Below are 13,139 nucleotides of genomic sequence, written 5' to 3' on the forward strand. Positions count from 1 at the left end.
GGTAATAACATGACCGGTATGAGTAATGTAACGAAACTGGCGGGCGAGCCATCAGGGCAGGAGTTCCTGGTATTCACTTTGGGCGATGAGGAGTACGGCATCGATATCCTGAAAGTGCAGGAAATTCGTGGTTACGACCAGGTTACCCGCATCGCTAACACGCCTGCGTTTATTAAAGGCGTCACCAACCTGCGTGGCGTTATTGTGCCAATCGTGGATTTGCGCGTGAAGTTCAGCCAGGGTGACGTTGACTACAACGACAACACCGTGGTGATCGTCCTGAATCTGGGGCAGCGCGTGGTGGGTATCGTGGTGGATGGCGTATCTGACGTGCTCTCTCTGACCTCCGATCAGATTCGTCCTGCGCCGGAGTTTGCGGTCACGCTGTCGACCGAATACCTGACCGGTCTGGGCGCGCTCGGCGAGCGTATGCTGATTCTGGTGAACATCGAGAAGCTGCTGAACAGCGATGAGATGGCGCTGCTGGATATCGCCGCGAGTCATGTAGCGTAGGTAAATGCAAAACGGCGACCAGGGGTTGCCGTTTATTGTGTTTGCTCCCCCTCCCACGGGGCTGAGGGATCCCCGATAAGCCGGAAGGAATAAGCCGAGGGCACCGCGAAGCGGCGATTTACCGCCGGGAGCCTGGGTTGCCAGGGTGGTGGCGACTGAGCCACCCTGGCATGTTCACCGGTCATGTCGTTACAGAGTAGCAAGGAACATAAAGTGAACGGAATGACCACCAGAGCTGTATGTTCTCCTCACCCTAACCCTCTCCCCAAAGGGGCGATGGGACTGTTCCATGCAGACATTATTTTGTGGGGATCCCTCAGCCCTAAGGGAGAGGGACGGGGTGAGGGCATCAGGCCTCACCCTTTTTTGTACCCTTACGCTTCCTGCTCTACCAGCTCAGCTTCCGCTTCCCGCGCGCCTTCATTCTGCGAGAGCATCGCCGTCGCAATCCCGTTCCCCAGCACGTTAATCGCGGAACGGCCCATATCCAGGAAATGGTCAATTCCCATCAGCAGCAGAATGCCTGCCACCGGAATGTTAAAGCTCGGGATCGTCGCGGCCAGCACCACCAGGGATGAACGCGGTACGCCCGCAATCCCTTTTGAAGCCAGCATCAGGGTCAGCATCAGCACCGTCACTTCAGAGAAACTCAGGTGAATGTTGTACGCCTGAGCGATAAACATTGAGGCGAACGAGCAGTACACCATCGACCCCACCAGGTTGAAGGAGTAGCCAATCGGCAGGACGAAAGAGGCGATATTGCGCGAGCAGCCAAAGCGCTCCAGCTGTTCCAGCGTTTTAGGATAGGCCGCTTCAGAACTGCTGGTGGTGAACGCGACCGGCACTGGATCTTTCAGCATGCTGACCAGGCGAAACACCTCTTTTTTCAACACCATGTAGCCTACGGCCAGCAGCACCATGCAGGTGAGCAGGATGGCAACATAATAGCCGCCTATAAAGGAGGCGTAGTTCAGCAGAATACCCAGGCCCTGCGTGGCAATGACGGAGGAGATCGCCGCGAAGATGGCCAGCGGCGCAACGTACATCACGTAACCCGTTACCTTCAGCATGATATGGGAAACCACATCCAGCGCGGCAACCAGCGGCGCGTTGAATTTCTGCCCCAGCGATGCGCCGCCGATGCCAAAGAACATTGAGAACACCACAATCTGCAGGATCTCATTGTTCGACATCGCCCCTGCGATGCTGGTTGGAATGGTGTGAGACAGGAACGCTTTCAGCGTCATCCCGCCCACGGCCAGACCGGTATCCACTGCCTCGGTTGGAATAGACAGGTTCAGACCGCTGCCGGGATGCTCCAGCGTGACGATAAACAGGCCGACCAGAATAGAAAGCACGGATGAACTGATAAACCACACCATCGCTTTGCCGCCCACACGACCAATGGTGGAGGTTTCACCCAGCTTCATAATGCCTACGGTCAGCGTGCTGAAGACCAGCGGCGCAATGACCATTTTGATCAGACGGAGGAAAATATCGGTCAGAAGGGTAATATTATCCGACCAGGATTTGATGGCATCCGCAGATGCGTACTCGTGAATTGCCGCCCCTGAAAGAATACCCGCCAGCATGAATATCACGATGAAGAGTGTGAGTTTGTTTGCACTTGCCACGAAAAAAGACCCTCTATGCGCTTCAGATGGAGTCCGCGCCGATACATATAAATTTTTTATTACTGCGCGGGAAAATATTCGGCACATAAATTGACGCAAAGCGTAGGGGGATACAACTCCTTTTTAATTTTTATTAGTTTTGTTGTGATTAGCGTGACGATATATTGTGACGCTTATCACACTTCAGCGGATATATCCTCAGTTTACGTAACGGATTTTTTCTTTCTTCCTCTTTAACCTTATGTTTTTTAATAAAAATACCTGTCAATAAGACATTGGTTTGTCTCAGCGCGCCCCGGGTGGTCGAAGCGATATCCGTAAACTAAATTCTCAGTAACCCCCTCAGAGGAACGTTAAGCGGGGCTAACATCTTGAGCGGAAAAAATAAAATGTCGCAAGGGAACGGAGACGTCTTCTGGAGGGTGGTAAATGAAAAGAAAACTTCTTTTGATCTGCGCAGGCGCGTTGCTGACTGCGACAACAGCCCATCAGGCGCTGGCGGTCACCAGCAACGGCACTATTGGTGCAACGCTGACGCTGACAAACGGCTGCCTGATTAACGGATCGCCCGCGCAAAGCGGCATTAACTTCGGTACGCTCGATTTCGGTACCCATCCGGCTACCTTTTCCACTCTTACGACGCAACTGAGCGGTGCCAGCGGCGGAAACACCTTCACCATTCAATGTACGACCGCCAGCTATACGGTGGCGATTACCGGGAATACCCACTCCACCGCGCCCGGATCCGTGGTCGGCTCGCCCGGTACGCCAGAGCGCTATCTGGTGAATACGGCCAACGCGGCGCAGGGCGTGGCATACAGCCTGTACAGCGACAGCGGGTTTAATACCGTGATTGCCAATAACGCTGCGCTGCCGATAGCCTCCACGGCGGGCGGGGTGGACAGCTACACCCTGTACGGACGCATTACCGGCGGTGGTAATAGCGTGACGGTGGTTCCGGGTACCTACACCGACACGATTAACGTCAGCGTGACCTACTAGACCAGCACTGCCATGAGGGCATCTTTTATATCTCTGCGCAACTGCGCAGAGGGATCCGTGCAGCCTTTTATCGCGCTGGTGCTCGGGCTGCTGATGGTATCCCCGGCAGAAGCGGTGACCTCGCAGTCGTTTAAGGTCAGCGCGACCATCGTACCGGGCTGCGCGGTCGCCACCGGCAGCGGGGGGCTTCTCGGTACGCTGGATTTTGGCACCCATAACGGTGTGGAAAGCGCGCCGGTGAGCACCAGCTTTGTACCAAACGGGGCCTTGTCGATCGCCTGCACGCCAGGCGTGGCGCTGAGCATGAGTATTAATGGCGGTCAGAATTATTCATCCGTTCGCCGAATGAAACGCGCGAACGGGACGGAAATGGTCCCCTACCGGCTCTACAGCAGCAGTTCGCTGGCGGCGAACAGCGAAATTGGTGTCAACCAGGCGATACCGGTGACCTATACCAACAGCAATAACATCGCGCTGCCGCTTTTTGGCGTGGCGCTACTGACCGGATTTAGCCCGGCAGGAACGTATTCCGATCAGCTCACCGTGACCTTGTCATGGTAATAAAGGGAGAGAGGCGATGAAGCCATTTATCAGGCGTCTGTGTCTGGCGGGTGTTCTGGCAGGCATTGCAGCGTCCGGACAGGCGCAGGCGGCAGCCACCATTCTGCTCTGGCCCATCGATCCATGGCTTGCCGCCGACGCCAGAGCCACGGAGCTATGGATCCAGAACCAGGGAAACAGCGCGACGACCATGCAGGTGCGCATTGTACGCTGGAAGCAGGAAGGCGGTTACGAACGCTATAGCGCGCAGCAGGATGTGGTCGCCAGCCCGCCGATTGTCACCATCCAGAAGGGCAATAAGCAGCTGATTCGCCTGATTAAACAGGGCGCAGTGCCAGCAGGCGTCGAGCAAGCCTACCGCATCATCGTGGACGAAATTCCCCAGCCTGACGCGAAGGCGGAACCGTCCATTGGCCTCAAGTTACAGATGCGTTACTCCATCCCGCTGTTTGTCTACGGACAGGGGATCCCGGCAATAAAAGAAGGGGCGCATCATGCGCTGGTGGAGACCCAAAACCTGAGCTGGCGGGTGACGAAATCGGAGGGACAGCCTGCACTTGAAGTCCGGAATCGGGGGGATGTCCATGTCAAACTGAGCCAGGTGTCACTGGAGCAGGGGGGACAGAAACGCACCGTCGCGGAAGGGTTACTGGGTTACGTCCTTCCGGGCAGCACCCGCAGCTGGCCGATACCCGCTGGCGTACGTCAGCCAGACAGGATGAGTGCGCAGATTAATGCCAGGGACGAACAATGGCAGTCGCCCCCCGTCAACTGAAGCCGGCAATAATGATACTGCTTTGCGTCAGCGCCACGACCTGGGCCGATCCCGGTGACGACAGTTTGCCGCCGCCTCCGCAGGCACAGGCGCTAAACGATGAGGCGGTGTTTCAGCTTGCCCTTGTGCTTAACCACTACGACACCGGCCTGGTGGTGCCCGTGACGCAGCGTCAGGGCGCTTTCTTTATCTCCAGCGCCGATTTGCTGCGCGCAGGACTCCCCCCGGAGCATGTGCCCGCCGGAGAGGTGGATCTCAGTACGCTTAATCAGGTTCGGGTGGAGTACGACAGCGCGGCGCAGCGCCTGCTGCTGACCGTTCCGCGCGACTGGGTCACCGCCCGCGTAACCCCTTTTGGCGCGCAAGCGGCGCAGTCCAAACCGCACTACGGCCGCGGGGCGCTGCTGAATTATGATTTCTATACCAACCACACGGAACATATCGGCGGTCAGGCGTCGCTCTGGCACGAGTTCCGCTACTTCAATGAGAGCGGCTCGTTCTCCTCCACCGGCTATGCCCGAAAAAATTTCACCGCCAATGACGGGCAACAGGAAGGCTATGTCCGCTATGACACCACGCTGTTGATCACCAATGAAGATGACGCGACCACCTGGAGCGCCGGGGATGTGATCAGCGATGCCCTGAGCTGGAGCTCCAGCGTGCGGATGGGCGGCATTAGCTACGGACGCGATTTCTCCCTGCGCCCGGACCTGGTGACATGGCCGCTGCCGGAGTTCTCGGGAGAGGCGGCAGTGCCCACCTCGGTGGATCTCTTCATCAACGGCTATCGCTCCGGCTCAACGCAGCTCCAGCCGGGCCCCTTCACCCTGACCAATTTGCCCTATATCAACGGGGCGGGGGATGCGGTACTGGTCACCACCGATGCGCTGGGGCGTCAGGTGAGTACCACGCTGCCGTTTTACGTCACCAGCGATTTGCTTAAACAAGGGCTGAGCGACGGCGCCGTGACGCTTGGCAGCCTGCGGCGGAATTACGGCATCAGAAATTTTGACTATGGTCCTGCGGCAGGCAGCGGTTCGTATCGCTACGGGCTAACCGACTGGCTGACGCTGGAGGGCCACGCCGAAGGAGCAGAAGAACTGGCGCAGGGCGGGGCGGGGACGGTGATAAAACTCGGGCGGTTTGGTGTGGTGAATACCTCTTACTCACAAAGCCGCATGCGCGGGGACGACGGCGGGCAAATTAACTGGGGTTATCAGTACAGCACCAGCGAATTTAGCCTCGCCACCCAGCATACCCGTCGCGATCGTGGCTTCGGCAACCTGGCGCTCTACGATCAGCCGACGGTGTATGACGAAAATAACCGGCCCATCGCCAGCTTTAGCCGCAATACGGACCAGTATTCTCTGACCTTCAATCTGGGGCAGTACGGCAATATCGGCGCGGCCTGGATTGGCGTGGAGAGTTTTGACAGCCAAAAAACGGAGCTGCTCAATCTCTCCTGGAGCCGTAATCTGTGGGGGGCGAGCAGCATTTACCTGGCCGGCAGCCGGGACCAGCAGCGTGGGGACTGGACGGTCGCGCTGTCGCTGCAGGTTCCGTTGGGGGTACGGGACAGCGTTGCCGTCACCGTTGAAAACACCCCGGATGCAGGCAGCACGCAGCGCATTAACTACAACCACTCTATGCCTTCTGACGGCGGGTTTAGCTGGAACATGGCCTGGGCCAACCAGTCGCGCTCGCGTGATTATCAACAGGGAACCCTGGGCTGGCGCAACAACAACATCGAACTGCAGGGCGGCGGCTATGGTGAAAGAGAGTCCATGACCTGGTGGGGCGAAGCGATGGGCGCCGTTGTGCTGATGGACGGCGAGCTGTTTGCGGCGAACAAAATCAACGATGCGTTTGTCGTGATCAGTACCGACGGGCACCCGGACGTGCCTGTCAGCTACGAGAACCAGCCCGTCGGCAAAACGAATAACAACGGCTACCTGCTGGTCAGCGGGGTGTCGGCCTATTATCCGGCGAGCTACCGGATCGACACGCTGAATCTGCCGGCGGATACCCGGCTGAAAGAGACGGAGCGGCGGATCGCCATTCGGCGTCACAGCGGCTATCTGGTGGACTTCCCGATGGAGCAGGAACGGGTGGCGAGCGTCATCCTGCACGATTCGCAGGGCCAGGCGATCCCGGTGGGAAGCCAGGTCCGACGCGCGTCGCGCAGCAACGCGGTGGTGGGGTACGACGGCATCGCCTGGCTGGAAAACCTCAGCGACGTGAACCCGCTTGAGGTGGTTACCCCAGGCGGGAAGCGCTGCACGGCGACCCTGACGGTGGGGGCAAATCCGGAACACAAGCTGCAAACCTACGGCCCGCTGGTTTGTCGGGAGGAACCATGACGCGCCTGCTGCTGTTGATGTTGCTGCTGTTCTCCGGCGGCGGCTGGGCGGCGTGCACCGTCAGTACGGTCGATGCGTCGTTTGGCAGCGTCACCTCGTTCGCGCTGAGCGGAAACGGGGAGGTGGAAACTACCGGTACGCTGGTGGTGGCGTGTGATGCCGTGCTCAACGTCCTGACCAGCGACTCAGTGACGCTGAACTACACCTCGGCATCGGTTTCGGGCAACAGCCGCGCCACCATGAAGCGTACGGATAACGCGGCCATCACGGACGTGATCCCCACCCGGCTGTGCGGATTATCCGGGTGCGCGAGCAGCAGCGAGGTGCAGATAAGCAAAGCGTATACCTGGAGCGGGAACACACTGCTGGGATTGCTCGGGTCAAAGCGGTACAACATACCGCTCTATTTTCGCACCGTCGCCGGGCAAAACGTCACCGCCGGGCCTTACCAGGTGCAGCTGACCTTCAGCATCAACTACAACGTCTGCGCCGTCGGTCTTGGAAGCCTGTGTACATCTCCCCAGTCGGGCACTGCAACGACCAGCATTCTGCTTAACATGAACGTCACCAATGACTGCAGCGCCATGACCACGCCGGACGTGAACTTTACCAGCGCGCCGCTGGTGCAAAGTTTCCCCACTGTTTCCCAGGCCATTGCCGTCACCTGCACCAAAGGCAGCACCTATACCATCGGCATTAATAACGGTGCCAATGCTCTCAATAATGTCCGCCGGATGGTAAGCGGCAGTAACACCCTGAGTTATGACATCTATAAAGAAGCCACAACCAACCGCTGGGGCGGCAGCGGCACCGAGCGCTGGACCAGCGCGACGTCCTCGCAGGTCAGCTCTGACGGTTTACTGCGTACCTACAACTACACCGCTAAAGTCCTGACCAGTCAGGCCACGCCGCCCGCCGGTACGTACACCGATACGCTGATCGTTGACGTCGCGTTTTAACCCCGCGCTTTTCCCTTTCGCAAATGTAAAGTTCCTGTGGCCTGTGCCGATAACACCGTTAATAAATATATGAGAAGGTGTTGTATGTTGAACCGTATCCGCGTTGTCACAATGCTCATGATGGTGCTGGTCATTTTCGCACTACTTCAGCTTATCTCCGGCGGGCTTTTTTTCTCGTCGTTAAAACAGAATCAGGACAGCTTTGCGGCCTCGAACGATCTCCGCCTGCAGCAGAGTGAGCTCACATCGACGTGGGATCTGATGCTGCAAACGCGTATCAACCTGAGCCGTTCCTCCGCGCGCATGATGATGGATCCGAACAATCAGCAGAGCAGCGCGAAAACCGATCTGCTGAAAAACGCGCGCGGCACCCTGGCCGACGCGGCAAAACACTACGACGCCTTTAAAAAAATCACCCCGCAGCCCGTGATGGCGCAGGTGAGCCAGAACATTGACGAAAAATACAACGCCTACTATGCCGGGCTGACGGAGCTGATCCAGTTCCTGGAGAGCGGCAACATGGACGCCTACTTCGCACAGCCGACGCAGGGGATGCAAAACGCACTCGGCGCGGCGCTGGGGGAGTACGCGAAGGCCAGCGGCGATCTGTACCACTCGGCCTTTACGGAAAGCCAGAATGACTACCGCTTTGCGAAATGGCAGATGGCCGTGATGGCGCTGGCGCTGGTCATTGTGCTGGTGGCGGTCTGGTATGGCATTCGCCATATCCTTCTCAACCCGCTTGGCCGCGTGATTGCGCATATCCGCGAGATTGCCGCTGGCGATCTGACCAAAACGCTGACCGTGTCCGGGCGCAACGAGATCACCGAACTGGCGAACAGCGTTGACCACATGCAGCGGTCGTTAATCGAGACCGTCGCCAACGTGCGTAACGGATCCGAGGCAATCTATACCGGCACCAGCGAAATTGCGATGGGGAATAACGACCTCTCTTCCCGTACGGAACAGCAGGCGTCTGCGCTGGAAGAGACCGCAGCCAGCATGGAAGAACTGACGGCCACCGTGAAGCAGAACGCCGATAACGCCCGTCAGGCGTCTCAGCTGGCGGAAAGCGCCTCCGAGACGGCGCAGCGCGGCGGTCGCGTGGTGGATGGCGTGGTGAAGACCATGCACGAAATCGCCGACAGCTCGAAGAAAATCGCCGACATCATCAGCGTCATCGACGGTATTGCCTTCCAGACCAACATCCTGGCGCTGAACGCCGCCGTTGAGGCCGCTCGTGCCGGTGAGCAGGGCCGCGGGTTTGCGGTGGTGGCCGGGGAAGTGCGTAACCTCGCCAGCCGCAGCGCCAATGCGGCGAAAGAGATCAAAGCCCTGATTGAAGATTCCGTCTCCCGCGTGGATACCGGCTCCGTGCTGGTAGAAAGCGCAGGGGAGACCATGAATGACATCGTGAATGCCGTTACCCGCGTGACGGACATCATGGGTGAAATCGCCTCTGCGTCTGATGAGCAGAGTCGTGGTATCGACCAGGTTGCTCTGGCGGTATCGGAAATGGACCGCGTGACACAACAAAACGCTGCGCTGGTGCAGGAGTCCGCTGCGGCGGCCGCTGCGCTGGAAGACCAGGCGAGCCGTCTGAAGATGGCCGTCTCGACGTTTCGTCTCGCTTCACTCGCTGGAAACACGGTCACCCCGCAGGCGACGTATCGCGCGCCAGCCGCTGAATCGGCTGCAAACCGTACCCGCACCGCGACGACCGGACAAGATGAAAACTGGGAAACATTTTGACTGACAATTAAACCGCGGCTGCTTGCCGCTTGATGGGAGCGTGGATGTTAAATCGTATTCGTATCTCGACCACACTGTTTTTGATTCTGATCCTTTGCGGTGTGTTGCAGGTTGGCAGTAACGGGTTGTCTTTTTGGGCGTTTCGCGATGGCTATCAGAATTTGCAGGACGTTGAGGCGAGTAATCAGCAGCGCTCCGCACTGGCACAAACGCGTGCCGTGCTGTTGCAGGCAAGCACTGCGCTGAACAAGGCGGGAACCTTAACCGCGCTGAGTTATCCGCCGGATGACATTAAAGCGCTGATGGCAACCGCCCGCGCGAGCCTGAAACAGGCTGACGCGCAGTTTAAGGCCTTCACGGCGCAGGCCGCTGACAGCGAGAAAGAGAAAGCGCTGAAAGCCGCCATGAAGACGAACTTTGAGCAGTGGTACGGCGATCTGGACCACCAGGCGACCTGGCTTGAGAACAACCAGCTTTCGGACTTTATGACCGCACCGGTTCAGGCGTCTCAGGCGGCGTTTGATGGCAGCTTTGACGCGTGGCAGCAGGACATTAATCAGTCGGTTCTGCGCGCCGGTGAAGCGAGCCGCACCAGCTATCACATGTCGGGCGTTATCTTTGCCGTCGTCGTGATTCTGGCGGGGTTACTGACCGGCGGGGCGCTGCTCTGGGCGCGCAGAATGATTGTGCAGCCGCTGGCGATTATCAGCAGCCACTTCGACAGTATTGCGAAGGGTGACCTGGCGCGTCCGGTGGCGGTGTTTGGCAGAAACGAAATTTCAGCGATCTTTGCCAGCCTGAAGGCCATGCAGGGATCGCTGCGGGAAACGGTGAGCGACGTGCGTCAGGGCAGTTACGCCATGCACACCGGGATCTCCGAGATTGCGGCAGGGAATAACGATCTTTCGTCACGCACCGAGCAACAGGCAGCCTCGCTGGCGCAGACGGCGGCCAGCATGGAACAGCTGACCGCGACGGTAAGCCAGAACGCCGATAACGCGCGCCAGGCGTCTGACCTGTCAAAACAGGCGGCGATGACGGCGAAGAAGGGCGGCGACCAGGCGTCCCACGTTGCCAGCACCATGCAGGAGATCGCCGCCAGCTCGCAGAAGATTGGTGACATCATCAGCGTGATTGACGGTATTGCGTTCCAGACCAACATTCTGGCGCTGAATGCCGCCGTTGAAGCGGCGCGTGCCGGTGAGCAAGGGCGCGGATTTGCGGTGGTGGCGGGGGAAGTGCGTAACCTGGCGAGCCGCAGCGCCAACGCGGCGAAAGAGATTAAGGTGCTGATTGAAGAGTCGGTCTCACGCGTTCAGCAGGGCTCAATGCTGGTGGACACGGCGGCGAAAACCATGCACGAGATTGTCACCTCCGTTACGCGGGTGAACGACATCATGGGCGAAATTGCCTCGGCGTCGGACGAACAGCGTCGCGGCATTGAGCAGGTTGCCCAGGCCGTCAGCCAGATGGATCAGGTGACGCAACAGAACGCCTCGTTAGTTGAGGAAGCGGCAGCGGCAACCGATCAGCTGGCCAGCCAGGCAGATCGTCTGACCGGACTGGTCGCGGTATTTAATGTGAAAGAGCACGTTGAAGCAGTAACAGAAGTCGGGCGGTCGCAGGCCGTGCCAGTTGTATCCTGAATGTAATTAAGAAGGCGCTATGACATCACCAATGCCCCCTGGGCAAACGTCATTATTGTTGCAGATGACACAGCGCCTCGCGCTGTCCGACGCGCATTTTCGTCGGATATGTCAGTTAATCTACCAGCGTGCGGGGATCGTGCTTGCGGATCATAAGCGGGACATGGTCTACAACCGACTGGTGCGGCGCTTGCGTACGCTGGGGCTGGATGATTTTGGCCGCTATCTGAGCATGCTCGAAGCGAACCAGAACAGTGCGGAGTGGCAGGCTTTTATTAACTCGTTAACCACCAACCTGACGGCGTTTTTCCGTGAAGCTCACCACTTTCCGGTCCTGGCCGAGCACGCGCGCCGGCGCACCGGGGAGTATCGCGTCTGGAGTGCGGCCGCTTCGACGGGTGAAGAGCCGTACTCACTGGCGATCACCCTTGCCGACACGCTGGGGATGGCGCCGGGACGCTGGAAAGTCTACGCCAGCGATATTGATACCGAGGTGCTGGAGAAGGCGCGTAACGGCGTTTATCGCCAGGACGAGCTGAAAACACTGTCGCCGCAGCAGCTGCAGCGTTATTTCATGCGCGGGACAGGCCCGCATGAAGGCCTGGTACGCGTACGCCAGGAGCTGGCGAACTGCGTCGAATTCGCGCCCGTAAACCTGCTGGATAAGCAGTACAACGTGCCGGGGCCGTTCGACGCCATTTTTTGCCGTAACGTCATGATCTATTTTGATAAAACGACGCAACAGGACATTCTGCGTCGGTTTGTTCCGTTGCTCAAGCCTGACGGTTTACTGTTTGCCGGGCACTCGGAAAACTTCAGCAACCTCGCGCGTGAGTTTAGCCTGCGTGGGCAAACGGTATATGCGCTGAGTAAGGAAAAAGCATGAGTAAAATCAGGGTATTGTCTGTCGATGATTCAGCGCTGATGCGTCAGATCATGACTGAAATCATCAATAGCCACAGCGACATGGAGATGGTGGCCACTGCGCCAGATCCGCTGGTAGCGCGGGATTTAATTAAAAAATATAACCCCGACGTGCTAACGCTGGATGTCGAAATGCCGCGCATGGATGGCATTGATTTCCTTGAGAAATTGATGCGACTGCGTCCCATGCCGGTGGTGATGGTCTCCTCCCTGACCGGGAAAGGTTCGGAAATCACCCTGCGCGCGCTGGAGCTGGGGGCGGTGGATTTTGTCACCAAACCGCAGCTTGGTATTCGCGAGGGGATGCTGGCGTACAGCGAGATGATCGCTGAGAAAATCCGTACCGCATCGCGCGCAAAGCTCGCGGCCCACAAGCCGATGGCCGCGCCGGCAACCCTGAAGGCCGGACCGTTACTCAGCTCGGAAAAACTGCTGGTCATTGGGGCGTCAACCGGAGGAACAGAGGCAATTCGTCATGTACTCCAGCCATTGCCGCTTTCAAGTCCGGGTATTCTGATCACTCAGCATATGCCGCCTGGCTTTACCCGTTCCTTCGCCGAACGCCTGAACAAGCTGTGCCAGATCAGCGTGAAAGAGGCGGAAGACGGCGAGCGTGTGCTCCCGGGTCATGCGTATATCGCGCCGGGGGACAAGCATATGGAACTGGCGCGCAGCGGCGCTAACTATCAAATCAAAATTCATGACGGACCGCCGGTTAACCGGCACCGTCCGTCGGTGGATGTGCTGTTTCATTCGGTGGCGAAACATGCGGGGCGCAACGCTGTTGGGGTGATCCTGACGGGGATGGGCAACGACGGTGCCGCCGGAATGCTTGCAATGCACCAGGCTGGCGCCTGGACGATTGCGCAGAATGAAGCAAGTTGTGTGGTGTTCGGCATGCCGCGCGAGGCCATCAATATGGGTGGCGTGAGCGAAGTGGTCGATCTTAGCCAGGTAAGCCAGCAGATGCTGGCGAAAATCAGTGCCGGACAGGCAATACGTATTTGACTCAG

11 protein-coding genes are annotated in these 13,139 nt (G+C 58.3%); 10 read left to right on the top strand and 1 reads right to left on the bottom strand.

From position 1 onward, the window contains the following. Positions 1-9: 9 nt before the first annotated feature. Positions 10-513 (top strand): chemotaxis protein CheW, encoded by a 504-nt coding sequence (gene cheW / locus ACWKXT_RS11045; RefSeq protein ID WP_008500420.1) that lies wholly within the window; start codon positions 10-12, stop codon positions 511-513. A 374-nt stretch (positions 514-887) separates the two neighbouring features. Here the strand turns inward: cheW and ACWKXT_RS11050 are convergent, their stop codons facing one another. Then, positions 888-2,147, bottom strand: coding sequence for a dicarboxylate/amino acid:cation symporter (locus ACWKXT_RS11050; protein WP_454532446.1), 1,260 nt, complete (start codon positions 2,145-2,147; stop codon positions 888-890). 429 nt (positions 2,148-2,576) lie between these two features. On the opposite strand from ACWKXT_RS11050, the gene ACWKXT_RS11055 reads away from it, so the two are divergent. From ACWKXT_RS11055 to ACWKXT_RS11095, 9 genes are all read left to right on the top strand, one after another. Further along, complete coding sequence (locus tag ACWKXT_RS11055) at positions 2,577-3,149, top strand: Csu type fimbrial protein (RefSeq protein ID WP_454527798.1); 573 nt, start codon at positions 2,577-2,579, stop codon at positions 3,147-3,149. Between the two features lie 12 nt (positions 3,150-3,161). Continuing rightward, positions 3,162-3,710, top strand: coding sequence for a Csu type fimbrial protein (locus ACWKXT_RS11060; RefSeq protein ID WP_454527797.1), 549 nt, complete (start codon positions 3,162-3,164; stop codon positions 3,708-3,710). 16 nt (positions 3,711-3,726) lie between these two features. Then, positions 3,727-4,485 carry a fimbrial biogenesis chaperone gene (locus tag ACWKXT_RS11065; protein ID WP_454532447.1) on the top strand — a complete coding sequence of 253 codons (759 nt, stop codon included), beginning with the start codon at positions 3,727-3,729 and terminating at the stop codon, positions 4,483-4,485. After that, positions 4,461-6,845: a fimbria/pilus outer membrane usher protein gene (locus ACWKXT_RS11070; RefSeq protein WP_454532448.1), complete on the top strand. Its 2,385-nt coding sequence runs from the start codon at positions 4,461-4,463 to the stop codon at positions 6,843-6,845. The genes ACWKXT_RS11065 and ACWKXT_RS11070 overlap by 25 nt, the downstream gene beginning before the upstream one ends. After that, positions 6,842-7,804, top strand: a complete 963-nt coding sequence (locus ACWKXT_RS11075) for a Csu type fimbrial protein (protein WP_454532449.1) — start codon at positions 6,842-6,844, stop codon at positions 7,802-7,804. Before ACWKXT_RS11070 ends, ACWKXT_RS11075 begins: the two co-directional genes overlap by 4 nt. Before the next feature lie 84 nt (positions 7,805-7,888). After that, positions 7,889-9,556 carry a methyl-accepting chemotaxis protein II gene (tar, locus tag ACWKXT_RS11080; RefSeq protein ID WP_454532450.1) on the top strand — a complete coding sequence of 556 codons (1,668 nt, stop codon included), beginning with the start codon at positions 7,889-7,891 and terminating at the stop codon, positions 9,554-9,556. Between the two features lie 44 nt (positions 9,557-9,600). Then, positions 9,601-11,202, top strand: a complete 1,602-nt coding sequence (tap, locus tag ACWKXT_RS11085) for a methyl-accepting chemotaxis protein IV (protein ID WP_454532451.1) — start codon at positions 9,601-9,603, stop codon at positions 11,200-11,202. A 19-nt stretch (positions 11,203-11,221) separates the two neighbouring features. Next, entirely contained in the window at positions 11,222-12,088 is an 867-nt protein-coding gene (gene cheR / locus ACWKXT_RS11090; RefSeq protein WP_014884342.1) for a protein-glutamate O-methyltransferase CheR, read from the top strand. After that, positions 12,085-13,134 (top strand): protein-glutamate methylesterase/protein-glutamine glutaminase, encoded by a 1,050-nt coding sequence (locus ACWKXT_RS11095; protein WP_014884341.1) that lies wholly within the window; start codon positions 12,085-12,087, stop codon positions 13,132-13,134. Before cheR ends, ACWKXT_RS11095 begins: the two co-directional genes overlap by 4 nt. Positions 13,135-13,139 lie beyond the last annotated feature (5 nt).

The sequence above is a fragment of the Enterobacter sp. UPMP701 genome, from assembly GCF_053709515.1.